Source organism: Frigoribacterium sp. SL97 (assembly GCF_026625765.1).
Classification (GTDB): Bacteria; Actinomycetota; Actinomycetes; order Actinomycetales; family Microbacteriaceae; genus Frigoribacterium.
In genome coordinates this window covers 3,131,414-3,157,654 of sequence record NZ_CP113062.1, presented here as the reverse complement: position 1 = coordinate 3,157,654, position 26,241 = coordinate 3,131,414, and the positions used below count along the sequence as shown (strand labels likewise).

Annotated in this window: 26 protein-coding genes, 1 pseudogene and 1 riboswitch; of the genes and pseudogenes, 13 read left to right on the top strand and 14 right to left on the bottom strand. The window is 72.6% G+C overall.

From position 1 onward, the window contains the following. The first annotated feature begins 256 nt into the window (after positions 1-256). Both OVA02_RS15390 and OVA02_RS15385 read left to right on the top strand, forming a co-directional pair. On the top strand, positions 257-1,615 hold the full coding sequence (locus OVA02_RS15390) for an MFS transporter (RefSeq protein ID WP_267658773.1): 1,359 nt from the start codon (positions 257-259) through the stop codon (positions 1,613-1,615). Continuing rightward, positions 1,612-2,208 carry a thermonuclease family protein gene (locus OVA02_RS15385; protein ID WP_056046641.1) on the top strand — a complete coding sequence of 199 codons (597 nt, stop codon included), beginning with the start codon at positions 1,612-1,614 and terminating at the stop codon, positions 2,206-2,208. Before OVA02_RS15390 ends, OVA02_RS15385 begins: the two co-directional genes overlap by 4 nt. Here OVA02_RS15385 and OVA02_RS15380 read toward each other — a convergent pair. Continuing rightward, complete coding sequence (locus tag OVA02_RS15380; protein WP_267658772.1) at positions 2,133-4,328, bottom strand: MMPL family transporter; 2,196 nt, start codon at positions 4,326-4,328, stop codon at positions 2,133-2,135. The genes OVA02_RS15385 and OVA02_RS15380 overlap by 76 nt on opposite strands. 88 nt (positions 4,329-4,416) lie before the next feature. On the opposite strand from OVA02_RS15380, the gene OVA02_RS15375 reads away from it, so the two are divergent. The 6 genes and pseudogenes from OVA02_RS15375 to ribH all read left to right on the top strand — a co-directional run bounded on the left by OVA02_RS15375 (position 4,417) and on the right by ribH (position 9,562). Further along, positions 4,417-4,932 (top strand): MarR family winged helix-turn-helix transcriptional regulator, encoded by a 516-nt coding sequence (locus OVA02_RS15375; protein ID WP_123570553.1) that lies wholly within the window; start codon positions 4,417-4,419, stop codon positions 4,930-4,932. A 97-nt stretch (positions 4,933-5,029) separates the two neighbouring features. Further along, the gene (locus tag OVA02_RS15370; protein ID WP_267658771.1) at positions 5,030-6,454 is read left to right on the top strand and encodes an L-serine ammonia-lyase; all 1,425 of its coding nucleotides are present in this window, start codon (positions 5,030-5,032) and stop codon (positions 6,452-6,454) included. 70 nt (positions 6,455-6,524) lie between these two features. Further along, positions 6,525-7,217, top strand: coding sequence for a pentapeptide repeat-containing protein (locus tag OVA02_RS15365; RefSeq protein WP_056046634.1), 693 nt, complete (start codon positions 6,525-6,527; stop codon positions 7,215-7,217). 112 nt (positions 7,218-7,329) lie between these two features. Further along, a riboswitch (FMN riboswitch) is annotated at positions 7,330-7,464 on the top strand. Positions 7,465-7,647: 183 nt separating this feature from the next. Further along, positions 7,648-8,337: a riboflavin synthase gene (locus tag OVA02_RS15360; protein ID WP_267658770.1), complete on the top strand. Its 690-nt coding sequence runs from the start codon at positions 7,648-7,650 to the stop codon at positions 8,335-8,337. Positions 8,338-8,387: 50 nt separating this feature from the next. Continuing rightward, positions 8,388-8,958 (top strand): annotated as a pseudogene (ribB, locus tag OVA02_RS15355) (3,4-dihydroxy-2-butanone-4-phosphate synthase); the annotation flags it as partial. A 103-nt stretch (positions 8,959-9,061) separates the two neighbouring features. Next, positions 9,062-9,562, top strand: a complete 501-nt coding sequence (ribH, locus tag OVA02_RS15350; protein WP_056046630.1) for a 6,7-dimethyl-8-ribityllumazine synthase — start codon at positions 9,062-9,064, stop codon at positions 9,560-9,562. 102 nt (positions 9,563-9,664) lie between these two features. On the opposite strand, the gene OVA02_RS15345 is transcribed toward ribH, so the two are convergent. The 3 genes from OVA02_RS15345 to ald all read right to left on the bottom strand — a co-directional run bounded on the left by OVA02_RS15345 (position 9,665) and on the right by ald (position 12,312). Continuing rightward, positions 9,665-10,462 (bottom strand): dienelactone hydrolase family protein, encoded by a 798-nt coding sequence (locus OVA02_RS15345; protein ID WP_123570551.1) that lies wholly within the window; start codon positions 10,460-10,462, stop codon positions 9,665-9,667. 43 nt (positions 10,463-10,505) lie between these two features. After that, a complete protein-coding gene (locus tag OVA02_RS15340; RefSeq protein WP_056225368.1) occupies positions 10,506-11,069 on the bottom strand; it encodes a TetR family transcriptional regulator in 564 nt (187 codons plus the stop codon). Between the two features lie 133 nt (positions 11,070-11,202). Next, entirely contained in the window at positions 11,203-12,312 is a 1,110-nt protein-coding gene (gene ald, locus OVA02_RS15335) for an alanine dehydrogenase (RefSeq protein WP_123570549.1), read from the bottom strand. 170 nt (positions 12,313-12,482) lie between these two features. Between ald and OVA02_RS15330 the strand changes: the two genes are divergently transcribed. Then, a complete protein-coding gene (locus OVA02_RS15330) occupies positions 12,483-12,953 on the top strand; it encodes an Lrp/AsnC family transcriptional regulator (RefSeq protein WP_056046623.1) in 471 nt (156 codons plus the stop codon). 32 nt (positions 12,954-12,985) lie between these two features. Here the strand turns inward: OVA02_RS15330 and OVA02_RS15325 are convergent, their stop codons facing one another. Next, positions 12,986-13,429, bottom strand: a complete 444-nt coding sequence (locus OVA02_RS15325) for a GNAT family N-acetyltransferase (RefSeq protein ID WP_267658769.1) — start codon at positions 13,427-13,429, stop codon at positions 12,986-12,988. A gap of 52 nt (positions 13,430-13,481) precedes the next feature. Further along, positions 13,482-14,267 (bottom strand): NAD-dependent epimerase/dehydratase family protein, encoded by a 786-nt coding sequence (locus tag OVA02_RS15320; RefSeq protein ID WP_267658768.1) that lies wholly within the window; start codon positions 14,265-14,267, stop codon positions 13,482-13,484. Between the two features lie 279 nt (positions 14,268-14,546). Between OVA02_RS15320 and OVA02_RS15315 the strand changes: the two genes are divergently transcribed. Next, positions 14,547-14,996, top strand: a complete 450-nt coding sequence (locus OVA02_RS15315) for a DoxX family protein (RefSeq protein ID WP_192124543.1) — start codon at positions 14,547-14,549, stop codon at positions 14,994-14,996. A 117-nt stretch (positions 14,997-15,113) separates the two neighbouring features. After that, on the top strand, positions 15,114-16,046 hold the full coding sequence (locus OVA02_RS15310) for a carbohydrate kinase family protein (protein ID WP_267658767.1): 933 nt from the start codon (positions 15,114-15,116) through the stop codon (positions 16,044-16,046). A 121-nt stretch (positions 16,047-16,167) separates the two neighbouring features. Here the strand turns inward: OVA02_RS15310 and OVA02_RS15305 are convergent, their stop codons facing one another. The 5 genes from OVA02_RS15305 to upp form a co-directional block, all read right to left on the bottom strand. Next, on the bottom strand, positions 16,168-17,592 hold the full coding sequence (locus tag OVA02_RS15305; protein ID WP_267658766.1) for a serine hydrolase domain-containing protein: 1,425 nt from the start codon (positions 17,590-17,592) through the stop codon (positions 16,168-16,170). A 26-nt stretch (positions 17,593-17,618) separates the two neighbouring features. Beyond that, positions 17,619-18,992, bottom strand: coding sequence for a cryptochrome/photolyase family protein (locus OVA02_RS15300; protein WP_267658765.1), 1,374 nt, complete (start codon positions 18,990-18,992; stop codon positions 17,619-17,621). Then, positions 18,989-19,441 (bottom strand): MarR family winged helix-turn-helix transcriptional regulator, encoded by a 453-nt coding sequence (locus OVA02_RS15295; RefSeq protein ID WP_267658764.1) that lies wholly within the window; start codon positions 19,439-19,441, stop codon positions 18,989-18,991. The genes OVA02_RS15300 and OVA02_RS15295 overlap by 4 nt, the downstream gene beginning before the upstream one ends. Before the next feature lie 312 nt (positions 19,442-19,753). Next, positions 19,754-20,521, bottom strand: coding sequence for a winged helix-turn-helix domain-containing protein (locus tag OVA02_RS15290; protein ID WP_267658763.1), 768 nt, complete (start codon positions 20,519-20,521; stop codon positions 19,754-19,756). Between the two features lie 500 nt (positions 20,522-21,021). Further along, positions 21,022-21,654 carry a uracil phosphoribosyltransferase gene (upp, locus tag OVA02_RS15285; RefSeq protein WP_043593011.1) on the bottom strand — a complete coding sequence of 211 codons (633 nt, stop codon included), beginning with the start codon at positions 21,652-21,654 and terminating at the stop codon, positions 21,022-21,024. Positions 21,655-21,747: 93 nt separating this feature from the next. Between upp and OVA02_RS15280 the strand changes: the two genes are divergently transcribed. Further along, positions 21,748-22,194, top strand: coding sequence for a nucleoside deaminase (locus tag OVA02_RS15280; protein ID WP_267659717.1), 447 nt, complete (start codon positions 21,748-21,750; stop codon positions 22,192-22,194). 39 nt (positions 22,195-22,233) lie between these two features. Here OVA02_RS15280 and OVA02_RS15275 read toward each other — a convergent pair whose 3' ends face one another. After that, a complete protein-coding gene (locus OVA02_RS15275; protein WP_123570541.1) occupies positions 22,234-23,196 on the bottom strand; it encodes a cation diffusion facilitator family transporter in 963 nt (320 codons plus the stop codon). Between the two features lie 46 nt (positions 23,197-23,242). Here OVA02_RS15275 and proC point away from each other — a divergent pair, with 46 nt between their 5' ends. Then, positions 23,243-24,094 carry a pyrroline-5-carboxylate reductase gene (gene proC / locus OVA02_RS15270; RefSeq protein ID WP_267658762.1) on the top strand — a complete coding sequence of 284 codons (852 nt, stop codon included), beginning with the start codon at positions 23,243-23,245 and terminating at the stop codon, positions 24,092-24,094. Between the two features lie 6 nt (positions 24,095-24,100). On the opposite strand, the gene OVA02_RS15265 is transcribed toward proC, so the two are convergent. Further along, the gene (locus OVA02_RS15265) at positions 24,101-24,772 is read right to left on the bottom strand and encodes a potassium channel family protein (protein WP_043593005.1); all 672 of its coding nucleotides are present in this window, start codon (positions 24,770-24,772) and stop codon (positions 24,101-24,103) included. Beyond that, positions 24,765-26,222 (bottom strand): TrkH family potassium uptake protein, encoded by a 1,458-nt coding sequence (locus OVA02_RS15260; protein WP_056046599.1) that lies wholly within the window; start codon positions 26,220-26,222, stop codon positions 24,765-24,767. Before OVA02_RS15260 ends, OVA02_RS15265 begins: the two co-directional genes overlap by 8 nt. Positions 26,223-26,241 lie beyond the last annotated feature (19 nt).

Genomic DNA, 26,241 nt, shown 5'->3' with positions numbered 1-26,241 from the left:
GGCGCGCTTCTCCTTCAAGGAGCGCACGGCAACCTTCGCGGTGCCTTTTTTCGCTGATTTCTCTGCCATGGTGGTGCCTCCGTCGCGGACCGAGATGATCCGGTCCGCCCGAGGCTACGGTGCCGCGGCCCCGGTGTCTGTAGCCGCGGCCATCTTCACGGCTCCTACACTGCCCAGTGGCCCGGTCCGCCTCACGCGAGGAGTCCGTGTCCGACCACCCGCCCGACCCGACGACACCCCGAGACGACAGGCCCCGATGACCCCCGTCCCCACCTCGACCCCGGTCGCCCCGACGCGCAGCGAGCGCCTCGACGAGCTGCCGTTCACCTCGAAGCACCGTCGCCTGTTGGCCGGCTCGGGCATCGGATGGGCCCTGGACGCGCTCGACGTCGGCCTGCTCTCGTTCGTCATCGCCCAACTGATGACCGTGTGGAGCGACCAGGCCGGACAACTGGCCTGGGTCGCGTCGGCCGGGTTCGCGGGCATGGCGATCGGCGCGGCCGTCGGTGGTTCGCTGGCCGACCGCCTGGGCCGCAAGACCGTCTTCGCCCTGACCCTGTTGCTCTACGGCCTCGCCACCGGCCTCTCGGCCCTGTCCTGGTCGGTCGGCGTGCTGCTCGTCCTGCGCTTCGTCGTCGGACTCGGCCTGGGCTCCGAACTGCCGGTCGCGTCGACCCTCGTCAGCGAGTTCTCACCCCGGCGCATCCGGGGCCGGGTGGTCGTCCTGCTCGAGGCGTTCTGGGCCGTCGGCTCGATCGGGGCCGCCCTCGTCGGCTACCTCGTGATCCCGACGAGCGACGACGGCTGGCGCTGGGCCCTGCTGATCGGTGCCGCTCCCGCGCTCTACGCCGTGTTCGTCCGCCTCAGGATGCCCGAGTCGGTGCGCTTCCTCGAGTCGAAGGGGCGTCACGACGAGGCCGAGCGCACCGTCCGCGGCTTCGAGCAGGCGGCCGGCGTCGCCGCCCCGACCGTGGCCGCCGAGGAGGCGCGGGTCGTCGAGAAGCCGGTCCGCGCCTCCGTCGGCCGGCTCTTCGGTGCCGGCATGGCTCGCCGCACGGTCGCGATCTGGGTGGTCTGGTTCATGACCAACTTCTCGTACTACGGCGCCTTCGTCTGGCTGCCGTCGTTGCTCGTCGCGGCCGGGTTCCCGCTCGTGCGCTCGTTCGGGTACGTGCTGATCATCACCCTGGCGCAGCTGCCGGGTTACGCGGCCTCGGCGTGGTTGATCGAGAAGTGGGGGCGCCGGGGGACGCTCGCGACCTTCCTGCTCGGGTCGGCCGTCGCGGCCGTCTTCTTCGGCTTCGGGGCGGTCAGCGGCAGCGTCGCGCAGATCCTCGTCGCGGGCATGGCCCTGTCGTTCTTCAACCTCGGCGCGTGGGGGGCGCTCTACGCCGTGACGCCCGAGCTCTACCCGACCCCGCTGCGGGGCACGGGCGCGGGGTGGGCCGCCGGCGTCGGGCGCATCGCCTCGATCGCCGCGCCGCTGTCGGTGCCCCCGCTGATCGCCCTCGGAGGGCCGCCCACCCTGTTCGTCGTCTTCGGCGCGGTCTTCGTCGTGGGGGCCGTCGCCGCCACGATGCTGCCCGAGCTCCGCGGCACGCGGCTCGCCGAGTGAGCGCGCGTCGCCGTCCGTCGCGTCGTCGCCTCACGCCGCGCCGGCTGCTCGGAGTCCTCGTGGTGCTCGTGGCGGGGGCCGTCCTCGTGGCCTTCCCGCGCCTCCTCGGCGACGGGTCGGCGGGTGGCGACCCGGGAGGCGCGGGTGCGGTCCCCGTGCCCGCGAGCGTCCCGGCCGCGGCGGTCGAGGCCGTGGTCGACCGGGTCGTCGACGGGGACACCGTCGTCGTCCTGGTGGCGGGGGAGCGCGAGCGCATCCGCCTGATCGGCGTCGACACCCCCGAGACCGTGAAGCCCGACGCGCCCGTCGACTGCTTCGGACCCGAGGCGAGCGCCTTCACGACGGCCACCCTGCCCGAGGGGGCCACGGTCTGGCTCGAGGACGACGCCTCGCAGGGTGACGCCGACCGCTACGACCGGCTGCTGCGCTACGTCTGGTCGCCGGACGGCACGATGCTCAACGAGCGGCTCGTCGCCGAGGGCTACGGGCGCGAGGACACCTACGACGACGCGTACCGCTACCGCGACCGGTTCGTCGCGGCCGAGGCGTCGGCCGAGGCGTCGCGGGTCGGGCTCTGGGGCGCCTGCGGCTGAACCGACGGACGCCGGCTCGGCCACCAGAACGCGTCACCGGTGAGGAACACGAGCGCGGGCACCAGCACGGTGCGCACGACCAGGGTGTCGAGCAGCACGCCGAGGCAGACGATCACGCCGACCTGGGTCAGGGCGACGACCGGCAGCACGCCGAGGACGGCGAAGACGGCCGCCAGCAGGATGCCCGCACTCGTGATGACGGCGCCGGTCGAGGCCAGGGCCCGCACCATGCCCTCGCGGGTGCCGTGCACGAGGCCCTCCTCGCGGGCCCGGGTGGTGAGGAAGATGTTGTAGTCCACCCCGAGGGCGACGAGGAACAGGAACGCGTACAGCGTCACCGCCGTGTCGAGCGCGGGGAACCCCAGCACGTTCTGGAACAGCCAGGTCGAGGCCCCGAGGCTCGCGAAGAACGTGGCGAGCACCGAGGCGATGAGCAGGACGGGGGCCACGAGCGAGCGCAGCAACAGGGCCAGGACGGCGAACACGATCGCCAGGATGATCGGCGCGATCAGGTCGATGTCGGCCTGCGCCGCCACCTTCGTGTCGTAGGCGGTGGCGTCGCTGCCCCCGACGAGCGCGTCGGCGAGGCCGCCGCCGGCGTCGGCGTACCCGGCACGCAGACGCTCGACGGTGGCGAACGCGGCGTCGCTCTCGGGTTCGGCGGACAGCTGCAGGTCGACGCGCGTCAGTCCGCCCTCGGTCTCGCCGGTCGTGGCCGTGTCGACGCCGTCCGTGCCCGACGCGAGCGCGGTGGCCTCGTCGGCGACCGTCGAGGGGACGATCACGGTGGTACGGCTGGTCAGCCCCGCCGAGAACGAGTCGTCGATCACCTGTTGCGCGGTGACCGAATCGGGGTCGCCGAGCAGATGGTCGGTCTGCGAGAGGCCGACGGCATAGCCGCTCAGGCCGAGGCAGAGGACGCCGATGCCCGCGACGGACGCCACGGCCACGACGGCCGGACGGCGTCGGACGCCGCGCCCGAGACGGTCCCAGAAGCCGCGTCGCGGTGCCGCGTGGTGCGCCGCGCCTCCTGCGGTGGCGTCGGCCGTCCGCGTCGCGTCGGCCCCGTCGGAGACGCGGTCGCGCCCGGACGAGGAGGCGCGGGGCACGAAGGGCCAGAACAGCCCGCGACCGCAGACCACCAGGGCCGCCGGCAGGGCGACGAGGGCGAACACGATCGCGACGCCGACGCCGATCGCACAGGCGAGACCGAGGGCCCGGTTGCCCGTGAGCGACGCGAGGAGCAGCGTGAGGAGGCTCAGGGCGACCGTGCCGCCGCTGGCCGCGATGGCGGGCCCGGCGCTCGTCACGGCCGTGCGCATCGCGCGATGGCGGTCGGGCTCGAGCAGCAGTTCTTCGCGGTAACGCGCGACGAGTAGCAGGGCGTAGTTGGTGCCCGCGCCGAAGACGAGCACCGAGAGGATGCCCGAGATCGAGGCGTCGAGCGGGATGCCCAGGGGTTCGGCGACGGCGGCCGCGACCCGGCCGGCCAGGGCGTCCGCGGCACCGACGACGGCCAGCGGCACGATCCACAGCACGGGGCTGCGGTAGGTGACGATCAGCAGCACGGCCACGACGACCACCGTGACCAGCAGGAGCCGGAAGTCGGCCCCGGCGAAGGCGTTCGCGATGTCGTCCTGGAACCCGATCGGCCCGGTGAGCAGGGCGTCCAGCCCGGCGGGCAGGTCGGCCGAGGCCGCGTCCCGCAGGCTCGTCGCCGTGCCCGCGACGTCGGCGTCGACCGTCGTGGCGTCGAGCGGGACGGCCACGATCGCCGCGGTGCCGTCGTCGCTGAGCTGCGGCCGGACGGCCTGCGGGGTCGTGGCGAGCTCGGCGAGGGCGGCCGCCCGCTCGTCGACGGCGGTCAGGTCGGCGGCGTCGAGCCGGTCGCCGTCGTGGCTGAAGACCAGGATGCCCACCGTCGTCTCGGCACTCGGGAAGGTCGTGAGCAACTCGGCCACCTGGGCCGACTGGCTCGTGTCGGGGACGCCCGACGGCGGGGCCGCGTCGCCCTCGCTCTGCGGCAGGACCGTGAAGAGCAGGGCGACGGCGACGGCCGTCGCGGCGAGCACGGCCCAGGCGGTGCGGTGGCCGCTGACGATGCGGGCGAGGGTGCGCATGGTGATCCTTCAGTCGCTGAATGTCTTAGGAGCTAAGAGTATTGCAGATCACAGGAGCATCGACCAGACTCGTCACGCAGGAGGTTCCATGCCCACCCCGAGAGACCCGGGCCCCACGGCCCCGTCGACCCGTCCGTCGCGCTCGCCGCAGGCCGACGAGATCGTCACCCACATGCAACGGCTGACCACCGAGTCCCAGAAGGTCGCCCAGGCCTTCGCCTCGCGACACGGTCTCGGCCACATCGACCTCGAGGCGCTGCTGCACGTCATGCAGGCCGAGCGCGACGGCGACCCCGTCACCGCCGGCGGTCTCGGCGAGCTCCTGGGCGTCACGTCGGGGGCGGCGACCGGAGTCATCGACCGCCTCGAGAAGGTCGGGCACGTGCACCGCAGCCGCGACGACGCCGATCGGCGCCGGGTGCTCGTCCGCTACTCGGATCGCGCCCGCGAGGTCGCGGGCGCGTTCTTCGGGCCGCTCGGCGTGATGAGCGACCGGGTCATGGCCGAGTTCGACGAGGCCGAGCTCGAGACCGTCCGACGGTTCCTCGAGGGCATGTCGGGCGCGATGGCGGAGCGGGCCCGCGAGGTGGGGCGACCCGCCTGAGGCGACCCGCACCTCCCCGGGGTGGCGCACGGCCCCGACCTCCTGCGCGTCGGCGGGAGCGGGTAACGTCGTGGTGACCCCGGAAGGCAGGTTCTCCGTGACCGACCACGTCTCGGCCCTCGATCTCTTCTCGATCGGCATCGGCCCCTCGAGCTCGCACACCGTCGGCCCCATGAGGGCCGCCCGCGAGTTCCTGCTCGGTCTCGACGTCGACGGCCGGCTGACCGACGTCGTGCGGGTCGAGGCCGTGCTCTACGGCTCGCTCGCCGCCACCGGCCTCGGCCACGGCACTCCGTCGGCCGTCCTCGCCGGCCTCGCGGGCATGCAACCCGAGACCTGTGACCCCGAGGTCGTCTCGGGCATGCAGCAGGCGGTCGAGCAGGGCGGCGGCCTGCGGCTGCTCGGCCGGCACCAGATCGCCTTCGCCCCCAACGACCTGCGCATGGCGCCGCTGACGCGCATGCCCCGGCACCCCAACGCGATGAGCGTCGAGGCCTTCGACGCTCACGGCGGGAGCCTCGCCCGCGAGGTCTACTTCTCGGTCGGCGGGGGCTTCGTCGTGCGGGACGGTGACGACGAGCGGGCCGTGCCCACCGCCGAGGCGCCGTTCGCCTTCACCGACGCGGACGACCTGCTGCGCCTCTGCGACTCCGAAGGCGCGTCGATCGCCGACCTCGCCTGGCGCAACGAGGTCGCGCTGCACGGCGAGGCCGACGCCGCGGTGGGGCTCGACTCACGCTGGGCGGCCATGCGGGCCTGCGTCGACGCGGGTCTCGAGGCCACGGGCGTCCTGCCCGGCTGGATGAAGGTGCCCCGACGCGCCCGGCAGTTCGCGACCATGCTGCGCCAGCAGGACGAGCGGGCGACCGCCTTCGCCCTCGGCGGCTCGGCGATCGACCGGGGCCGCGCCTCCTCGCTGTTGGCCTCCGACCTGCCGGCCCAGTGGCTGCAGGCCTACGCGATGGCCGTCAACGAAGAGAACGCGGGAGGCGGGCGCGTCGTCACCGCCCCGACCAACGGCGCGGCCGGCATCATCCCGGCGGTCGCCTACTACGCCATGAGGTTCCACGGCGCGACCGATCACGAGCTGTCCCGCACCTTCCTGCTGACGGCGGCGGCGATCGGGTCGCTCTACAAGCGCAACGCGTCGATCTCGGGGGCCGAGGCCGGCTGTCAGGGTGAGGTCGGCTCGGCCGCATCGATGGCCGCCGGCGCCCTGACCGCCCTTCTCGGCGGGACGCCCCGCCAGGTCGAGAACGCGGCCGAGATCGCCATGGAGCACCACCTCGGCCTCACCTGCGACCCCGTGGGCGGCTTCGTGCAGGTGCCCTGCATCGAGCGCAACGCGATCGCGGCGGGCACGGCGGTCGCCGCCACCCGCATGGCCCTGCTCGGCGACGGCAGCCACGTCGTCAGCCTCGACACCGTCATCGAGACGATGCGCCAGACCGGCCGCGACATGAAGGACAGCTACAAGGAGACCAGCCGTGCCGGGCTCGCGGTCAACGTCATCGAGTGCTGAGAACGACCGCGTCGGACGTCCGCCCGGACGTTCCTCGGGTCGTGTCGCACCCCGCCGCTAGCCTCGTCGCATGACCCCGTCGCGCCGCCCCACGCCGTCCCGCCCCGCGACCCCGGGGGGCACCGACGCCCCGCGGCTCGACCCCGTCGAGCCCCGGGGGCTCGTCGATCTCGGCACCGACCTGCTGGGTCCGCGCGACAGCCGTGAGCTCGAACGGTACGTCGACGCCGACCTGACCGGTCGCGACCTCGAGGGGTCCGAGTTCACCGAGTGCGTCTTCGAGTCGCCGCGGCTCGGATCGGCCCGACTGCGGGGCGCCCGCCTGGTCGAGTCGGTGCTGGCCGACTCGTTCGCCCCCGAGTTCGCCGCCTCGCGCAGCACCTGGCGTGACGTCCGCGTCGAGCGGCCCCGGTGGGGGTCGGCAGAGCTGTTCGACGCCGAACTGCGGTCGGTGCACCTGGTCGGCGGCAAGATCGACTTCCTCAACCTGCGCGGGGCGCGCCTCACCGACGTCGTGATCGAGGGCTGCACGATCGGCGAACTCGACCTCGGGGGTGTGCAGGCCCTGCGGGTCGCGCTGGTCGACTGCCGCATCGGCACGCTCGACGTGACCCGCGCCTCCTTGTCGCACACCGATCTGCGCACCAGCGACTTCTCCCGCATCGACGGTTTCGAAGGGCTTCGTGGCGCGACCATCGACGACCTGCAGCTGGCGACCTTCGCCCCGACGATGGCGGCTCACCTCGGGCTCGTCGTCGGCTGAGCCCGGGCTCGTCGACGGCTGAGCCCGGGCCGCCCGTGCGACGCCCGGCTACGCCCTGGCCGAACACGTCGGGGCCGCTCGAGGCGGCGGTGCTATCGTCGCCGACAGAGCAACGCGCTCCGGGGTCAGTGAAAATCTGAGCCGGCGGTCACAGTCCGCGACCCGCGTCGTCCCCGAGAGGTGGCGGCCGGTTGAACCGGTGGAACCCCGGTACCGACGGTCATAGTCCGGATGAGAGGTGGCGCGGGCCCGGTCGTCCCTCAGCGGACCCCCGGGCCGATGCCGACCCTCGCGTCGCGCACCCCCGGAGAGCCCTCGGCACACAGCCAGGCAGACCGGAGGACGACATGACGACGCAGGCGACCACGCCCCGCGGGCCCGATGCACGCACGCACCGACCCACCGACCCGACGGGCCCGGTGGTGCGCTGATGTTCACCGGCCTCGTCGAAGAACTCGGACGCGTCGAGCGCGTCGCCGACCAGGGGGACAGCGTCCGCCTGACGGTTCACGGCCCCGCCGTGCTGACCGACGCCGCGCACGGTGACTCCATCTCGGTCAGCGGCGTCTGCCTGACGGTGGTCGAGCAGCAGGGTGACACCTTCACGGCCGACGTCATGCGGCAGACCCTGGCCATGAGCACCGTGGGGACGTTCGGCCCCGGGACGCCCGTCAACCTCGAACGAGCCGCCCGCGTCGGCGACCGCCTGGGCGGTCACATCGTCCAGGGCCACGTCGACGGCACGGCCACGGTCGTCGAGATCGAAGAGGGCGAGGCCTGGCGTCGGGTCCGGTTCGACCTCGCCGAGGACCTCGCGCCCCTGCTCGTCGACAAGGGGTCGGTGACGCTCGACGGCGTCAGCCTCACGGTGAGCGCGATCAGCGAACCCGGCGAGGTGCCGGGCTGGTTCGAGGTCAGCCTCATCCCCGAGACGCTCGCCGTGACGACCCTGGGCGGCAAGGCCGTCGGCGACCGCGTCAACGTCGAGACCGACGTGCTCGCCCGTCACGTGCGCCGCATGCTGCGACTGGACGCGCTCGACGCCGACGGCCCGCGCGGTGCGGCCACCCCGGCCGACGCGGCGGACCTGCGGGACGCCGCCGTGACGGGGCGCCCGTGACCGTGTCGACGCCCCGGGAGGAGGGGCGGGTCGACTCGCGCCTCGCCCCGATCGAGCTCGCCCTCGAGCACCTGCGCCGTGGTCGCCCGGTCGTGGTGGTCGACGACGAGTCCCGCGAGAACGAGGGCGACGTCGTCCTGTCGGCCGAGTTGGCCTCGGCCGAGTGGATCGCCTGGACGGTCCGGGTGTCCTCCGGTTTCGTCTGCGCGCCGATGACGAACGAGATCGCCGACCGACTCGACCTGCCGCCGATGGTCGCCCACAACGAGGACGCCCGGGGCACGGCCTATACCGTCAGCGTCGACGCGGCGGCCGGCGTGACGACGGGGATCAGCGCCTCCGACCGGGCGACGACCCTCCGCACGCTCGCGTCGCCGACCAGCGTTCGCGACGACCTGCACCGCCCTGGGCACGTCCTGCCGCTGCGCGCCCGTGACGGCGGAGTGCGTGAGCGCGACGGCCACACCGAGGCCTCGGTCGACCTGATGAAGGCCGCGGGGCTGCGACCCGTGGCCGTCATCAGCGAGATCGTGGGCGACGACGGCGAGATGATGCGACTGCGGGCTCTGCTCGACTTCGGGGCCCGCGAGGGCGTGCCGGTCGTGACGATCGCCGCTCTCGTCTCCTGGCTGGGCGACCGCGACCTCGACGCACCATCCCCTGCGTCCGACTCCCGGGCCACCGACACCACGACCACCACCCGCACGACCGAAGGAGACCGCGCATGAGCGGAGAAGGCGCCCCCACCGAACTCGACGTCGACGGCACGGGAATCCGTGTCACGATCGTCGCCGGCACCTGGCACGAGACCATCACCGACGGCCTGCTGGCCGGCGCGCTGTCGACGGTCGAGCGCCTCGGCGCCACGGCCACGGTCGTGCGCGTGCCCGGCAGCTTCGAACTGCCCGTCGTCGCGAAGGCCGCGCTCGAGGCCGGGGCCGACGCGGTCGTGGCCCTCGGTGTCATCATCCGCGGCGGCACGCCGCACTTCGAGTACGTGTCCGACGCCGCGACCTCGGGCCTGCTGCGGGTGACGCTCGACACGGGCAAGCCCGTCGGGTTCGGCGTGCTCACCCTCGACGACGAGCAGCAGGGCCTCGACCGGGCAGGCCTCCCCGGCTCGAAGGAGGACAAGGGTGCCGAGGCCGCCCACGCCGCCGTCGCGACGGCCGTCCAGTTGCGCGACCTGGCCCGGGCCGGCACGGCCCGCGTGGCCGGCTTCTGACGACGGAGGCGGTGCCGGGGCGACGAGCGTCCCGGCACCGCGCCTCCTGACGGTCTGGCGTCCTGCCCGTCGCGCCCGTCGGGACCCTCGGGCCCCTCGGGCCTAGGCGAAGACCTCGGACAGGAACGTCTCGAGCTGCTGCCACGAGCGACGATCCGCGCGGGCGTCGTACTGGGCCCCGTGATCGGGTGCGTCCGTCCCGGGGACGGCGAAGGCGTGCATGACGCCGCTGTAGCTCAGCACCTGCCAGTCGGGTGCCTCGGCGGCGCGCATCTCGTCCTCGAAGCCGACCACGGCCTCGTCGGGCACCACCGGGTCGGCGGCACCCGTCATGACGAGCAGCGGGGCCGTCACGGCACCCTTCTCGGCGGGCATCCCCGTCCCGAGCCCTCCGTGGAACGACACGACGCCGGCGACGTCGGCACCCGCGCGGGCCAGCTCGAGGGCACCCGAGCCGCCGAAGCAGTAGCCCATCACCGCGATCCGCGACGGGTCGACGCCCGGCTCGGCGCGCAGGCGCTCGAGGTTCGCGAGCAGGCGCGACCGGAACAACGCGACGTCACCGTAGTACTTGCCCGCCTCGCCGGCAGCCTCCTCGGGCGACGGGCGGACCCCCTGCCCGTAGACGTCGCCGGCCAGCGCCACGTAGCCGAGCCGCGCGAGCATCTGCGCGCGCACCTTGACGTGGTCGACGACGCCGAACCAGTCGTGCAGCACGAGCACGCCGGGCACGAGCCCGGACGAGGAGGCGCCGGCCGGCGTCGCGAGGAACCCCTCGAGATCGACGTCGGTCGCCGCGTAGACCTCGTCCGACGTCGTGACGCCGCCCGGGTCGGGCACGCTGTCGAGGACGCGTTGAAGGTCGGGGGAGAGGGCGGGAGTGGGTTCGGTCGTGGTCACACGGGGACGCTACTCCCGGCGGGTCGGACGGTGCCGGGGCGGTTCAGCCGGGGGCGACGATGCGGGCGACGGCCTGGCGGACGACGTCGCACCGACGCTGCTGCGGGCCGGTGTGCAGGTTGGTGGCCTCGGGCGTGACGAACCAGGCCAGCACGACGCCGAAGACCATGGTCAGCAACTCGTCGGCGTCCCAGCCGGACGAGATGTCACCCGCGTCCTGGGCCGCACGCACCGAGTCACGGCGCGCCTCGAGCTGACCGTGGTCGAGCACGCCGGGGCTCGGCAACGCGACGCCCTCGATCTGGCCCCAGAGCAGGAGGCGCGCGTCGTCGGGGTTCGAGGCCAGGTGGTCGTAGAGCGCGCTGGCCCAGCCCGGCAGGTCGTGGGCGTCGAAGGGGACGACCGCTACCCAGCGGCCGATGCTCTCGCCGAGGGCGGCGTCGAACAGGTCGCGCTTGGTCGAGAAGTGGGCGTAGAGCCGTTCTTTGCTCGCCTCGGCGTCGCGCGCGATCGTGTCGACGCGGGCTCCGGCGAGGCCGCGGGCCGCGAACTCGGTCCGCGCCGCCTCGAGCAGCCGCTCCCGCGGAGGGGTGGGTCGTCGTGCCATGCCCAGAGCATAGGGGCTGCACCTCTCCGGACCACCTGGTTCGGAGAGAGGTCTTCGCTTACCGGCCGGACCGGTTCGCCCCGCGTCCGGGAGGGCGCCGTCGCGGAGGTGGGCCGTCGCGTCGTCGGACGGGTCAGAGCGCGCGGGCGTCCACCAGGTCGACGCCGGCCGCCGCCGCGACGCCCGCGTTGGTGATCTGCCCCGCGACCGCGTTGACGCCGCGGGCCAACGACGCATCCGCCGCGATGGCGTCACGCCACCCCCGGTCGGCGAGGGCGAGTGCGTAGGGCATGGTCGCGTTCGTCAGGGCCCGGGTCGAGGTCTGGGGGACCGCGCCGGGCATGTTGGCGACGCAGTAGTAGACGCTGTCGTGGACGGCGAAGGTCGGGTCGTCGTGCGTGGTCGCGCGCGAGCCCTCGAAGCAGCCGCCCTGGTCGATGGCGATGTCGACGAGCACCGACCCGGGACGCATCGACGCCACCATCTCGTCGGTGACGAGCTTGGGGGCCTGTGCGCCGGGGATCAGAACCGAACCGATCACCAGGTCGGCGGCCGCGACCTGGGCGCCGATCTCGTAGGCCGTCGAGGCGCGGGTCTGCACCCTGCCGCCGAACTGCACCTCGAGGGCGCGGAGGCGCGGAAGCGACACGTCGATGACGGTCACGTCGGCGCCGAGGCCGAGGGCGTTCGCCGCGGCGTGTTCACCGGCGACGCCGCCGCCGATGACCACCACCTTCGCCTTCGGGGTGCCGGGGACGCCGCCGAGCAGCACGCCCGTGCCCCCGATCGGCTTCATGAGGTGGTAGGCGCCGACCATCGTGGAGAGGCGGCCGGCGACCTCGCTCATGGGCGAGAGCAGCGGCAGGCTGCGATCGTCCCGCTGGACCGTCTCGTAGGCGATCGCGGTCGTGCCGGACGCGAGGACGGCCTCGGTGCACTCGGGTGAGGCCGCGAGGTGCAGATAGGTGAAGAGGGTCTGGTCCGCCCGCATGAGCGGGTACTCGGCCGCGATCGGCTCCTTGACCTTCATCAGCAGATCGGCCTCGCCCCAGACGTCGGCCGCGTCGTCCACCACCGTCGCACCCGCGGCGACGAACTCGGCATCGGTGAACCCCGACCCCCGTCCGGCGCCGGCCTGCACGATCACGTCGTGTCCACGGCGGGAGAACTCGTGGACTCCGGCCGGTGTCGCGGCGACGCGGTTCTCGTTGTTCTTGATCTCGGTGGGGATGCCGACGCGCATGGTTCGTCCTCTCGGGGAGTGGCCTCGACGACGGGCGGCCGGTGCACGCCTCTGTTCGCCGAACTGAGGTCAGTGTGCTGTTTCGTGCCGATGCGTGCCAAGCTCTCCGCACGAGATTCTGTGCAGGCCCTGCCTGGCCGCACGATCGACGGTGAGGGACGGGACGAGGCATGGCTGCGACGAAGGACGTTCGGCTCGACGAGATCGACCGGCAGCTCGTGCGCCTGCTGCTCGCGAACAGTAGGACCCCCAACGCCACGTTGGCCGCGCAGGTCGGGATCGCTCCGTCGACCTGTCTCGCGCGCCTCCGGTCCCTCGTCGAGCGCGGCGTCGTCGCCGGCTTCGGAGCCGACGTCGACCTGTCGGCGCTCGGACTCGACCTGCAGGCGCTGATCAGCGTGACGATCCTCGCGTCGGCCCGACAGCGGATCGCCGCCTTCTCGGCCGAGATCCGGGCCCTGCCGCAGGTGGTGCAGCTGTTCTTCCTCGGCGGGTCCGAGGACTTCATCATCCACCTGGCCGTCCGCGACACGAACGACGTGCGCGAGTTCGTCCTCGACCACCTCTCGGCGCACCCGGCCGTCGCCTCGACCCGGACCAGCCTGGTCTTCGAGCACCACCACCCCGGCCCGACCGTCTGACCGATCAGCCGGTGCCGTGCCAGGGGCCGGCGTCAGCGCCTGGCGGCGAGCGTCATCGGCAGGTGGGGGATGCCGTCCTCGAGGAACTCGTCACCGTCGACCACGAAGCCGAACCGGGCGTACCAGCCCGAGAGGTGGGCCTGGGCGTCGAGCCGGACCAGTCGACCGTCGCACTCGTCGACGGCCGACCGCATGAGGTCGGCGGCGAGCCCGCGACCGCGAGCCGACGACGCCGTCGCCACCCGGCCGATGCGACGGTCGTCGCCGTCGTGCAGCACCCGGAGCGTCGCCAGGACCCGGGCGTCGTCGTCGGTGGACCAGAGGAGGCGCGCGCTCGGCTCGAGGTCGCGCCCGTCGAGCTCGGGGTAGGGGCACTCCTGTTCGACGACGAAGACGTCGACCCGGAGGCGGAGGATCTCGTAGAGGACGACGGGGTCGATCTCGGCGACGGACGACGAGTGCTGGGTGGGGGTCACACGGCCACGCTATCGGCCTCGCGCGCGTGACCGGATGCCGCCCTCGGGCGGGTCACCGGGTCTCGCCCAACGGCATGGTCGTGAAGTCCCCGCCGACGGGTGCGTCGGGGGGCAGGACCTGACCGGCGAAGCGGTCGGCGAACGCCTCGGCGTCGTCCTCGGGGTGGTAGCCGATGGCCTCGCCCGCCGCGAGCGACACGACGCGACGGGTGTTGCGACTGACGCCCCAGACGACGTGGTGCCCGGCCGGTGCGGTCGTCAGGGTGGCCAGGATCAGCCGGGTCGCGTCGGCCGGGGACAGCCAGGTGCCGAGGCTGCGGACGTCGTGCGGCTCGACCTCGGCCGTCATGATGCGCGCCGACACGACGGTCGAGCCGAAGCGGTCGGCGTACAGGCTGCCGACCGCCTCGAGCAGCACCTTGCTGACGCCGTAGAAGGTGTCGGGCCGGGGGGCCGGCACGTCGTGGTCGGCGGCGCTCGAGCCCGGTTCGAACCCGACGGCGTGCACCGAGCTGGCCGCGAGCAGCCGGGTCACGCCGGCCCGACGGGCGGCCTCGTGCGCCACGTAGGCGCTCTCGACGTTGAGGTCACGGATCTCGTGCCATGTGCGCTCGCCGGCGTGCGACGCGAGGTGGACGACCAGGTCGGCCCCGGCGAACGCCACGGTGAGGGAGTCGAGATCGGTCACGCCGACGTGCTCGAAGGTCTCTCGTCGTCGGAGGCCGCCGGGTGGCGTGACCACGTCGAGCAGCCGCAGGTCGTGGCCGGCCTCGAGCAGAAGAGGGCGGACCCAGGTCGCGATGCGGCCCGAGCCTCCCGTGATCGCGATGGTCGCCATGTGTGCCGCCTCTCGTCCGGGGGCTCGTCGGCCCGTCCCGTGGTCCTGCCCCGATCCTGCCCGGGACCACCGACAGCGCCCGCGGGGCACGCCACGCGTCCGCCGAACCGCCCTCGCGACGCGTCCCCGCGTCCCCCGGATGCCCCACCCGAGCCTGACAAGGCTCTGGCGAAGGCCTGGCAGGGATCTCCACGACCCCGGTCGGTGACGCGTCACCTCCTACCGTGGCGAGGGGCCCGACGACGTGCCACGACCCCGTCCCCGACCGAAAGGCACCTCGTGTCGTCAGCTCTCTCGTCCCTCGGCCTCCTCCTCGTCCGCGTCGTCCTCGGGGTCGTGTTCGTCGCCCATGGCTGGCAGAAGCTCGCCGTCGACGGCCTCGCCGCGACGCAGGGCGCCTTCGGGGGCATGGGCATCCCGCTCGCCGAGGTCGCCGCCCCGGTCGCGGCCGTCACCGAGCTCGCCGGTGGCGTCGCGCTCGTGGTCGGCGTCGCCACCCGTGTCGCCGCCGCGCTCCTGGCGGTGACGGCGGTCGTCGCCCTGGTCGCCGTCCACCTGCCGAACGGCTTCTACTCGACGACGGGTGGGTTCGAGTACGTCCTCGTCCTGGCGGTCGTCTCCGTCGCGGTCGTGCTCACGGGGCCGGGCCGCTTCGCCCTCGACGCCCTGGTCGTCCGGGGCCGGCGCGCCCGTCGCGAGGCCCCGGCCCCGCTGCCCGCCACCGTCTGAGTCGGGGCCGAGCGGGTCGGGCGCGAGGCCGGGACGGGTGAACGTGACGCACCCGCGAGGGTGATTTGCGCCTCCTCGTCCCGTCCCGGCCCCCGATCCGTGGTCGGCTGGATGCCGATGATCCCCGCCAGCGACCGCTTCCGCCGCTCCGGCGGCCGACCCCGCACCGGATCGCCCGTCCTCGTCTTCGGGGACGTCCTCGACGACATCATCGTCACTCCCCGGGCGGAGGACGGCACCGGGACCGAGACGGCCGCCACCATCCGGCACCGGGCCGGGGGTTCGGCGGCGAACACGGCGGCGTGGCTCGGGTCGTTGGGGGTCGAGGTCTCGTTCGTCGGTCGGGTCGGCACGGCCGACCTGCAACGCCACGCGCAACTGCTCGCCAACGCGGGGGTCGTGGCCCGTCTGTCCTACGACGCCCACGACCCGACGGGCACGGTCGTCATCACCGTCGACGGCTCGTCGCGCATCATGTTCACCGATCGGGGGGCCGGTGCCTCGCTGAGCCCCGACGACGTCCCCGACGACCTGGTCGCCGGGGCCGGTCTCGTGCACTTCACGGGCTACACCGTCGCCCAGTCCCGCAGCCCGGTCGCCCTCCGACGCCTCGTGGGACGGGCTCGGGAGGCGGGTGCGCTCGTCTCGGTCGCCCCGGGCAGCGCCTCGATCGTCCGCCGCTTCGGAGCGTCGGCGTTCCTCGCGGCCGTCCACGGAGCCGACCTGTTCTTCCCGTCGGACGAGACCGCCCGCGAGCTCACCGGGTTGGACGACCCGGTCGCGTCGGCGACGGCGCTCGCCGAGCAGGTCGGCGTGGTCGCGCTCGTCGCCGACGACGGGGGTGCCGTCGTGGTCTCGCGGGGGCAGCAACCGGTCGTGGTCGACGGGGTCGTCTCGCGCTGGGTCGACTCGGTGGGCCTCGTGGACGCGTTCTCGGCCGGGTTCATCGCCGCGTGGGCGACGACGGGCAGCCTCGGGGTCGCGGGTCGGAGTGGAGCCCGTGCCGCCGCCCGGGCCGCCGGGGTCGCCGGAGGTCGGCCGCCCGCGTGACCGCGTCGGGCCCGCCTGACGACGCCTGGCCCGCGTGACGACGCCTGGCCCGCGTGACGACGCCTGGCCCGCGTGACGACGCCTTGCCCGACTGACGACGCCTGTCCTGGCGAGCCCTCGGCTACCGTGCGCTCTCGGCGCTCACCAGCACGGTCTGGACCCGGGGCGGACGCTCGGGGGTGAGCCGGATCTCGAACCGGACGACGCCCCGGGCTCCCCGTCGTCGCCACACCAGGTGCGAGGGAGCGGACGACTCGTCGGGCGGCGATGCCTCGCCGTCGTCGTCCCAACCGCCCACGGACTCGACGGCGGCGGCCCAGGAGGCGCGGCGTCGGTCGAGCGGCAGGTCCGCCTCGACGTTCTCGCTGAACAACCCGTCGGGCACGGCGCCGCCGAGGACGACGGCCTCGACCGCCTCGCGGGCCGCCGACGTCTCGGGCCACGGCCGCACGACGACGCGGGCGTCGGGACGCTCGGCCATCAGGCCGTCGAGCGCGAGCCCGATCGGCTCGGAGACCTTCGAATAGGTCGCGTTCTCGAACCCGATCGCGCCGAGGCCGGTCGCGGTCTGCCAGCGCATGTGGGCCGAGAACCCGGGGTAGCCCCCGCTGTGCGACACGACGGGGCCGTGGTCGGGGTAGTGCTCGACGAACAGGCCGAACCCGTAGCCGCCGGGGTGCCCGACCCGGGCGGGGACGAAACGCTGCACCTGTTGCATCTCGCGTCGGGAGGCGCGCGAGAGGATGCCGTCGAGGTCGCCGCGGCCCTCGGGGTCGAAGGCGGAACCCAGCCAGCGCGCCCAGCGCGCCAGGTCGGTCACGGTGCTGAACAAGCCGCCGATCGGTGAGAACGCGCCCGGGCCTGAGAACGGCAGGGGGTCACCCCCGTCGGAGGTGCGGCGATGGCCGATCGCGACGCCGCCCGTCGCCCGCACGGTCGCCTCGAAGCCGGTGGCCGTCAGGCCGAGCGGTTCGAGGATCGTCGACTCGACGACCTCACGGTAGGGCTTGCCGGCGACGTCCGCGATCGCCCGGCCCACGAGGGCGAAGCCGAGGTTGGAGTAGGCGAAGGTGGTGCCCGGCACGCTGTCGAAACTGAGCCCGGCCCGCAGCAGGGCGTCGAGTCCGTCGTCGGTGAGGGATTCTTGCCGGTCGCCCCACGGATCGTCCGTGGGGAAGCCGGCCGACATGGTCAGGAGCATGCGCAGGGTCGGCACGGGGGAGTCGGCGGTGGGCAGGGCCACGTCGGCGAAGGCGGGCACGAAGTCGGTGATCGGTGCGTCGAGGGACACGAGCCCGGCGTCGCGCTGGGCGAGCAGGGCGGTGGCGGTGAAGCTCTTCGTGCACGAGGCGATGCGGTACGCCGTGTCGACGCCGGGCGCGGTGCCGGGGGCGACCTGGCCGTAGGAGCCGTCGTGCGTGACGCCCGAACGGTCGAAGGTCGCCCACACGGCGCTCGGGCCGCGCCGCTCGGGAGCGCGTGCGGCGAACACGGCGTCGATCCCCGTGGGTGGTTCGGTGCGGTCGGGTCGTGATGACGTCGTCACGGAGGCGATCCTCTCGAGGGGCGGGGTCATTCGGTGCGCGTGGTGCGGCGCATGGCTTCGTAGGCGTCGAGCGCGGCCCGGCGGGAGGCCTTGAGGTCGACCATGGGCTCGGGGTACGAGTCGGTGTCGACCTCGGGGACCCAGCGCCGCACGTAGTCGCGGTGCTTGTCGAACTTGTCGGCCTGCAGGACGGGGTTGAACACTCGGAAGTACGGGGCCGCGTCCGCACCCGAGCCGGCCGTCCACTGCCAGTTCGCGGGGTTGTTCGCCTCGTCCGCGTCGACCAGGGTGTCCCAGAACCACTGCTCGCCCACCCGCCAGTCGGCCAGCAGGTTCTTGACCAGGAAGCTCGCCGTGACCATGCGAACCCGGTTGTGCATGTACCCGGTCGTCCACAGCTCTCGCATGCCCGCGTCGACCAGCGGGATGCCGGTCGTGCCCTGCTGCCACGCCTCGAGTTCGCCGGGTTCGAGTTCGTGCCACGGGAAGTCGTCGAACTCCGGCCGGTAGTTCTTCGTGGCGAGGTGCGGGTTCGCGAAGAGGACGGTGTGGTTGAACTCGCGCCACACGAGTTCGCGCAGGAAGCCCGCGGCCTGTTCTCGGGCGTCGGGTGCCAGGTCGCCGCGCATGCGGTGCCAGACCTGGAACGGGCTGACCTCGCCGAAGCGGAGGTGCGGCGAGAGGTGGCTCGTCGCCTCTTGGGCCGGCTCGTCGCGCAGGCCGTAGTCGGCCAGGTGGCCGATGGCGAAACGTTCGAGGGTGTCGAGGGCCGACGCCTCGCCCGGGGTCCAGGCGTCGCGCAGGCCGGCCGACCAGTCGGGGGTCGTGGGCAGCAGCGCCCACGAGTCGAGGTCGTCGCTGTCGGGCGTCGCGTGGGGGACGTGCAGCTCGTCGGGTGCCGCCTCGGGGTGGCGGGGTTCGGGCCGGTCGAGGCAGGCGCGCCAGAACGGCGTGAAGACCTTGAACGGCTGGCCCTGCCCGGTCTGGATGGTCCACGGTTCGAACATGAGGTTCGCCTGGAAGCTGCGAACGTCGAGCCCACGCTCGCGCAGCGACGACTTGAGCCCGGCGTCGGCGTCGCGGGCGGCCAGGCCGTACCGGCGGTTCCAGAAGACGGCGCCCGCGCCCACCTCGTCGACGAGACGGGGGAGTTCGCGGGCTTGCGGGCCCCGGCGCAGCGTGAGTCGCCCACCGACGGCCTGCAGCGATTCGGCGAGGGCGGCGAGGCTGTGGTGCAGCCACCAGCGTGAGGCCCCGCCGAGGGGGCGCAGGCCGTCGGTCTCGTCGTCGAGCAGGAAGAGGACGACGACCGGTTCGCCGCGCTCGACGGCGGCCACGAGGGCGGGGTTGTCGGCGAGGCGCAGGTCGTCGCGCAACCAGACGATGGAAGGGGAGGTCATGCGTTCGTCCCGGCCGGCGTGCCGAGCCGCAGCTTTGTGCACAGATCGGCGAGCGAGGCCAGTTCGTCGTCGTCGAGTGCTCCGCCCACGCGACGACGGATGGCCTCGGCGTGGCTGACCGCCGTGCGCCGGTAGAGGTCGTAGCCCTCGTCCGTCATGGTCACGATGATGCCCCGGCCGTCGCCGGGGTCGGAGGCCTTCTCGACGATGCCCTTCGACGCCAGTCGGTCGACGAGACGGCTGATGCTCGGCTGCGTCAGCAACAGGTGGCGGGTCAGGTCGCGGATGCGGGCCCGCCGATCGGGCTGGTTGGACAGGTTGAACAACACGTCGTACTCGTTGAACGAGATCTCGTGGGTCGGGAAGCACTCGGTCAGTTCACGCATGACGCTGACCTGGGCCCGGAACAGGGCTTCCCAGGCCCCCACGGCCATCGATGTCTCGCTCATGTCGTCCCTCACGTTCGTCGAGGTCGAGTCTACGAAAGGCCACCGACCTCGGGCCGACGCGCGGGGGCGGCGACGAGCGAGCGTGTACCCGGGGGTACACGACAGAGGGCCGGTCGCCCGATGGCGACCGGCCCTCTTCCCTTGCACCAGGAGTGTCCTGCAATCACATTCCGCCTCGGCCGCCACAGCAAACGACGTCGGCGAGACACAATCTATAACGGATCGGTAACGGTGGTCCAGGGGTGGACCCGAGGAATTCCTGGGAACTCGCACCGAGCCGACGCCGCGGCCGGCGCGTGTGCCGGACGGGGTTCAGAACACGTCGGGCGACGGGGTCGACGCGTGGCGGATCGAGACGTCCGCGTGGCGGTCGAACCGGTAACCGACCCCGCGGACGGTGCGGACGATGTCCTCGAAGGCGCCGAGTTTCGACCGCAGTCGACGGACGTGCACGTCGATGGTGCGTTCGTTCGGCACCTCGTCGTCGCCGTCGGCCCAGAGGCTCGAGATCAGCTCTGCTCGTTCGATGGTGCGGCCCTCGCGCAGGACGAGGTACTGCAGCAGCTCGAACTCCTTGTAGGTCAGGGGAGCCACGTCGCCGTCCAGCAGCAGGCGCTTGCGCGAGATGTCGACGACGACGCCGCCACGGGCACCGGGCTCGTCGTCCTCGCTGACCTGTCGGCGCTTCGCCAGGGCGGCCGGGTCTTGAAGGGCCAGGCGGACGACCTCGACGTCGCGGCCGCCGGCCCCCTCGGGGGCGAGGGCGACGGCGGCGTGCGTCTCGGCCGACGGGGCGATCCGTCCGACGAGCTCCTTGATCTGCGAGACGACGTCGCCGAGCGAGGTGCCGTCGGCGGCGGCCTTGAGCTCGTCGAGCCCGACGTAGAGGACGAAGCCGCGGGCCTCGGTGCCCTCGGGCACGGCGCGGGGTCGGGGGGCCGCGGGGCTCGCGATGACGGACGCGTCGCTGGGGGCGGCCGAGAGGGCGGGCGCGACCTCGCGGAGGGGTGTCGGGGCGGCGGAACGGGCGGGCGAGACGGTGCGGGTGGCGGTGACGGGGCGGTCGAGGATGAGGGACATGACAGGCGGGGGTCCTTGCGTGACGGCGGCGGTCCCTCGGGCCGACGGGTCGCCGGGTGCGGAGGGACTGCTCGATGTGTGTCGGTGCTCGATCCCGCCGGCGATGGTGCCGTACGTCACGAGCAGTCGGTGCGATGCACCGTTCGGGATGCGCGTCGAGGGTGGCGACGCGGGGCATCCTGGAGTCGGTGGCTCAGTGACCGGGTGGGGTCACGAGCTCAGCTGGCGGTGTCAGCAGCTTCGACTCGGCGAGGTGTGTGACCGGATCAGGCACACATTCGACACATGACAGCGTGCATCGGCATCATCATGCCGGTGCTCCCGAGGGCCTCACGAGAGGTCGGGGTGAGCACACTGTTAGTCATGGGGTCGATCTTGTTACACCCCGCGTCGCGATGTCAAGCGACGTTCGCGTTCCGGCACCGTGAGCGGCCCGGAAACGCCGGACCGCGCCTCCTGCGGTCGAGGAGGCGCGGTCCGGGGCGTCGGGGCGACGGGGGTCAGGCGAGCCCGTAGAGGCGGTCGCCCGCGTCGCCGAGGCCCGGCACGATGTAGCCCTGCTCGTTGAGCTTCTCGTCGACGGCGCCCAGCACGACGTGGACGTCGCGGCCCTCCATCGCCTTCTCGACGGCGGCGAGGCCCTCGGGCGCGGCCAGGATGCAGACCGCCGTGACGTCGACGGCGCCGCGGTCGAGCAGGTAGTCGATCGCCGCGATGAGCGAACCGCCGGTGGCGAGCATCGGGTCGAGCACGAAGCACTGACGGTTCGAGAGGTCGTCGGGCAGACGCTCGGCGTAGGTCGTGGGCTGGAGGGTCTCTTCGTCGCGCACCATGCCGAGGAATCCGACCTCGGCCGTGGGGACGAGCTTGGTCATGCCCTCGAGCATGCCGAGGCCGGCGCGCAGGATCGGCACGACGAGCGGACGCGGCTGGCTGATCTCGAGACCCGTGGTCGGACCGACCGGGGTCTCGATGTCGACGGGGCTGGTGCGGACGTCGCGCGTGGCCTCGTAGGCCAGCAGCGTGACGAGTTCTTCGGTCAGCGCCCGGAAGGTGGGGGAGGGTGTGCTCTTGTCGCGGAGCACGGTCAGCTTGTGGGTGATCAGGGGGTGGTCCGCTACGTGCACTCGCATAGGCTCAACGGTAGCGGAGTCGACCGGTTCCGTGAGCCGTCCCGACCCCGCAGAGGCCCCGTGATCGCCGTCCCGCCCGAGTTCGACGACTGGATGTCGCTCGCCCTCGCCGAGGCCGACGCGTGCCGCGTCTCGGCCGACGTGCCGGTCGGTGCCGTGGTGGTCGACGCCGACGGCCTGGTCATCGCGACCGGACGCAACGAACGCGAGTTGCGGCAGGACCCGACCGCCCACGCCGAGGTGATCGCGCTGCGGGCCGCCGCGGCGCACACCGGCGACTGGCACCTCACCGGCACGACGCTCGTGGTCACCCTCGAACCGTGCCCCATGTGCGCCGGGGCCCTGCTGGCCGCCCGGGTCCCGCGGCTCGTCTACGGGGCCTGGGACGACAAGGCAGGAGGCGCGGGCAGCGTCTACGACATCGTCCGCGACCGCAGGCTCCCGCACCGCGCCGAGGTGTACGCCGGCGTGCGCGAGGCCGAGTGCCGGGCTCGGCTGGACGACTTCTTCGCCGAGCGGCGCGTCGCCGAGGGGCACTGAGGCGGGCCGACCCCGAGGGCCGATCCGCGCCTCCTCGGGTCAGTCGGCCGCGCGGATGACGATCGCGTCGGTCGGCGGGTCGACCTGGCCCGGCTTGACCCAGACGTCGGGTTCGACGTAGATGACGCGGGCGATCGGCACGGCCTCGCGGATGCGCGACTCGACGGCGTTGATGGCGCTCGCGACGTCGGCCAGCACCGTGCGGCCGGGCATCGCGACCTTGACGCCGACGAGCAGCTCGTCGGGACCGAGGTAGAGGGTCTTCATGTGGATGATCGACTCGACCTCGGGCCCGCCCGTGATCGCGGCGCGGATCTTCTGGACGTCCTCGGCCGAGGCGCCCTCGCCGACGAGCAGGCTCTTCGTCTCGATGCCGAGGATCACGGCCACCGCGACGAGCAGCACGCCGATCGCCAGGGTGCCGATCGCGTCGAAGACGCCGTCACCGGTGATCCAGGTGAGCACGACGCCGATCATGGCGAACGACAGGCCGAGCAGCGCGGCGGCGTCCTCGAGCAGCACGACCGGCAGCTCGGGGGCCTTGGCCCGGCGCACGAACGCGACCCAGCTCTGCTGACCCTTGCTCGGGCGGGACTCGCGGATCGCGGTGCGCAGCGAGAACCCCTCGAGGGCGAGCGAGATGGCGAGCACGAGGACGGGCAGCCAGGGCACCTCGAGGGGGTGCGGCTCGCGCAGCTTCTCGACGCCCTCGTAGAGCGAGAACACGCCACCGACGCTGAACAGGATGATCGAGACGACGAACGCGTAGACGTAGCGTTCGCGCCCGTGGCCGAAGGGGTGGTCGGCGTCGGCGGCCTTCTTCGCCTTGCGGCCACCGAGCAGCAGCAGGAGCTGGTTGCCCGAGTCCGCCAGGGAGTGGACGCCCTCGGCGAGCATGGACGACGACCCCGAGAACGCCCAGGCGATGAACTTCGTCACCGCGATGCCCAGGTTCGCGCTGAGTGCGGCGATGATCGCCTTGTTGCCGCCGTGACTGCTCATCGGTTCGATCCCCTCGTGTGGTCCTGGTCGATCCTAGGATGGCCGGATGGTCACCACCCTCCCCACCACAGCGATTCTCGGAGCCGGCTCGATGGGCGGCGCGATCCTGCAGGGCCTGCTGCGCCCCGAGGTGTCCGTCGACGGGCGCGTGCGGGTGACGAACCGCACCGAGGTCAAGGCCCGCGCGCTGCGGCACGGCGGGGTCACCTCCCTCGCCACCGAGACCGACCCGAGCGCCAACTCCTCCGCGGTCGTCGGTGCGCGGCTGGTGCTGATCGGCGTGAAGCCGCACATGGTGGTCGACCTGCTGCACGAGATCGGTCCCGTGCTCGACGCGGGCGCCGTCGTCGTGAGCCTGGCCGCCGGCGTGACGACGGCCACGATGGAGGCGGCGCTGCCCGAGTCCGTGTCGGTGCTGCGCTCCATGCCGAACACGCCGTCGCACGTCGGTCTCGGGGTGACCGGCCTGAGCGCCGGGTCGCGCTCGACCGACGCCGACCTGGCCCTGGCCCGGTCGCTCTTCGCCGTCGTCGGCGACGTCGTGGTCGTCCCCGAGGCGCAGATCGACGCGCTCAGCACGATCTCGGGTTCGGGCCCCGCGTACGTCTTCTACCTCGTCGAGCAACTGCAGGAGGCGGCGGTCGCGTTGGGCTTCACCCGCGCGCAGGCCGCCACCCTGGTGCAGGGCACGTTCCGTGGCGCGAGCGAGCTGCTCGCGACGAGCGACGTCCTGCCGGCCGACGCCGCACCGGCCGAACTCCGTCGCCGTGTCACGAGCCCTGGCGGAACGACCGAGCGCGCCGTGGCCGAACTCGCCGACGGTGGTCTGCTCGAGCTGTTCGAGCGGGCGACCCAGGCCGCCCTGGCCCGCAACCGCGAGATCGCCGAAGGGCGCTGAGGGCGATCAGCCCTCGAGGGCGGCGAAGCGCTCGATGGCGCGGCTGTCGCCCGACACGATGATCAGGTCGTGGTTGCTGATGACCGTCTCGGGGGTCGCCTCGACGAACGCGCCACCGGGGCTCTTGACGCCGACGATCGTGATGCCGTACTTCTTGCGGATGTTCGACGCGGCCAACGAGGCACCGCGGACGGGCTTCGGCGGATACATCTTGACGATGGCGAAGGCGTCGTCGAACTCGATGTAGTCGAGCATCCGGCCGGAGACGAGGTGCGCGACGCGCTCGCCGGCCTCGCGCTCGGGGTAGATGACGTGGTTTGCGCCGATGCGGGCGAGGATCTTGCCGTGCGACTGGCTGATCGCCTTCGCCCAGATCTGCGGCACCTTCAGGTCGACCAGGTTGGCCGTGATGAGCACGCTGGCCTCGATGGACGAGCCGACGGCGACGACCGCGATCGAGAAGTCCTGCGCGCCGATCTGCTTGAGGGCGTCGATGCTCCGGGCGTCGGCCTGCACCGCGTGCGTCACGCGGTCGGCCCATTTCTGCACGAGCCCGGCGTCGGTGTCGACGGCGAGCACGTCACGGTCCTGCCGTTCGAGCTGTCCGGCGGTCGCGGCGCCGAAGCGTCCGAGGCCGATGACGAGCACCGGGGCGTCGTGCTTGATCTTGTCAACCAACGATCGGTCGCTCCTCGGCTCGGGTGAACAGCTGGCGTCGTTGGCTGGCGGCCAGGGCGACGGAGAGTGTCACTGTACCAACGCGGCCCATCCACATCGTGACCGCCAGGATGTACTTCGCCGAGTCCGGCAGGCGGTCGGTCAGGCCGGTGCTGAGCCCCGAGGTGGCGAACGCCGAGATGGACTCGAACAGCACGTGGTCGAGGGGCTCCTTCGTGATGTGCATGATCAGGATGCTCGACACGGCGACGATCGTGGCGCCCCAGAGGACGACGCTGACGGCCAGGCGCAGGACGTCGCTGGGGATGCGGCGGCCGAAGGCCTCCATCGACCGCTGGCCGCGTGCCTCCGCGAAGGCGGCCAGGAACAGCACCGCGAGCGTCGTCACCTTGATGCCTCCGGCGGTCGACGCCGAGCCGCCGCCGATGAACATCAGCATGTCGGTGACGAGGAGCGACGATCCGTTCAGGTCGGAGATCTGGATGGTCGAGAAACCGCCCGACCTCGTCATCATGCTGAGGAACAGGGACTGGAACACCGTCGGGCCGGCCTCGATGCCGCCGAACGTCTTCGGGTTGTCGAACTCGAGGACGATGTAGAGCACCATGCCGAACACGATGAGGATCGCCGTCGTCAGCAGGGTCAGCTTGACGTGGACGGACCAGCGCCGGGGGTTGCGGGGGTTCCGGGCCAGGGCGTAGATCACCGGGAACCCGATGCTGCCGAGGAAGACCCCGACCATGATCAGGCTGAGGAACCAGTAGTCGTTCTCGAAGGCGGCCAGACCCTCGGCATTGGGCGTGAACCCGGTGTTCGTGAAGGCCATCGCCGAGTAGTAGAAGCTGTCGAGCACCGCGTCGCCGACGGGGATGCCGTCGATCAGCATGCGGGGGATCATCAGCACCGCGATGACGAGCTGGATCACGAACGAGCTGAGGGCCACCGTCGTCAGCAGGCCACCGATCTCGCCGAGCCGCACGGCCTGACCCTCGGGCACCGGGCCGGCGTGCACCCGCAGCGGGTTCTGGTCGCCGGCGGCCATGAGCCGGGCGCGGAGGCCGAGCTTGCGCGAGACGACGAGGCCCATGATCGACGCGAGCGTGAGCACGCCGATCGCCCCGATCTGCACGCCGACGAAGATGACGACGTGGCCGAACAGGGACCAGTGGGTGGCCATGTCGACCGTCGCGAGGCCGGTCACGCAGATGACCGAGACGGCCGTGAACACGGAGTCGGCCAGCGGGGTGATCGTCCGGTCGGCCGAGGCGATCGGCAGCGAGAACAGCAGGGTGAAGACGACGATGAGGCCGGTGAAGATCAGGATGGCGAAGCGCGCGGGCGACTTGCGACCGATGTCGTCGATCGCGTCGCTGAGTCTGCGCCAGGGCGAGCGGCCGGGGTCCGAGGGGCGGCGTCGACCGGCGACGGGGGCGCGAGTCACGACGGTCATGCTATCCCGGGTCACTACG

What these genes read in the sequence shown, in the direction of transcription:
- OVA02_RS15260 (WP_056046599.1), bottom strand. Translation starts at nt 26,222, where the DNA reads ATGACCGTCGTGACTCGCGCCCCCGTCGCCGGTCGACGCCGCCCCTCG.
- OVA02_RS15300 (WP_267658765.1), bottom strand. Translation starts at nt 18,992, where the DNA reads ATGACCTCCCCTTCCATCGTCTGGTTGCGCGACGACCTGCGCCTCGCC.
- OVA02_RS15375 (WP_123570553.1), top strand. Translation starts at nt 4,417, where the DNA reads ATGCCCACCCCGAGAGACCCGGGCCCCACGGCCCCGTCGACCCGTCCG.
- upp (WP_043593011.1), bottom strand. Translation starts at nt 21,654, where the DNA reads ATGCGAGTGCACGTAGCGGACCACCCCCTGATCACCCACAAGCTGACC.
- OVA02_RS15280 (WP_267659717.1), top strand. Translation starts at nt 21,748, where the DNA reads ATGTCGCTCGCCCTCGCCGAGGCCGACGCGTGCCGCGTCTCGGCCGAC.
- OVA02_RS15360 (WP_267658770.1), top strand. Translation starts at nt 7,648, where the DNA reads ATGTTCACCGGCCTCGTCGAAGAACTCGGACGCGTCGAGCGCGTCGCC.
- OVA02_RS15365 (WP_056046634.1), top strand. Translation starts at nt 6,525, where the DNA reads ATGACCCCGTCGCGCCGCCCCACGCCGTCCCGCCCCGCGACCCCGGGG.
- OVA02_RS15320 (WP_267658768.1), bottom strand. Translation starts at nt 14,267, where the DNA reads ATGGCGACCATCGCGATCACGGGAGGCTCGGGCCGCATCGCGACCTGG.
- OVA02_RS15380 (WP_267658772.1), bottom strand. Translation starts at nt 4,328, where the DNA reads ATGCGCACCCTCGCCCGCATCGTCAGCGGCCACCGCACCGCCTGGGCC.
- OVA02_RS15295 (WP_267658764.1), bottom strand. Translation starts at nt 19,441, where the DNA reads ATGAGCGAGACATCGATGGCCGTGGGGGCCTGGGAAGCCCTGTTCCGG.
- ald (WP_123570549.1), bottom strand. Translation starts at nt 12,312, where the DNA reads ATGCGCGTCGGCATCCCCACCGAGATCAAGAACAACGAGAACCGCGTC.
- OVA02_RS15390 (WP_267658773.1), top strand. Translation starts at nt 257, where the DNA reads ATGACCCCCGTCCCCACCTCGACCCCGGTCGCCCCGACGCGCAGCGAG.
- ribH (WP_056046630.1), top strand. Translation starts at nt 9,062, where the DNA reads ATGAGCGGAGAAGGCGCCCCCACCGAACTCGACGTCGACGGCACGGGA.
- OVA02_RS15275 (WP_123570541.1), bottom strand. Translation starts at nt 23,196, where the DNA reads ATGAGCAGTCACGGCGGCAACAAGGCGATCATCGCCGCACTCAGCGCG.
- OVA02_RS15340 (WP_056225368.1), bottom strand. Translation starts at nt 11,069, where the DNA reads ATGGCACGACGACCCACCCCTCCGCGGGAGCGGCTGCTCGAGGCGGCG.
- OVA02_RS15330 (WP_056046623.1), top strand. Translation starts at nt 12,483, where the DNA reads ATGGCTGCGACGAAGGACGTTCGGCTCGACGAGATCGACCGGCAGCTC.
- proC (WP_267658762.1), top strand. Translation starts at nt 23,243, where the DNA reads ATGGTCACCACCCTCCCCACCACAGCGATTCTCGGAGCCGGCTCGATG.
- OVA02_RS15310 (WP_267658767.1), top strand. Translation starts at nt 15,114, where the DNA reads ATGATCCCCGCCAGCGACCGCTTCCGCCGCTCCGGCGGCCGACCCCGC.
- OVA02_RS15290 (WP_267658763.1), bottom strand. Translation starts at nt 20,521, where the DNA reads ATGTCCCTCATCCTCGACCGCCCCGTCACCGCCACCCGCACCGTCTCG.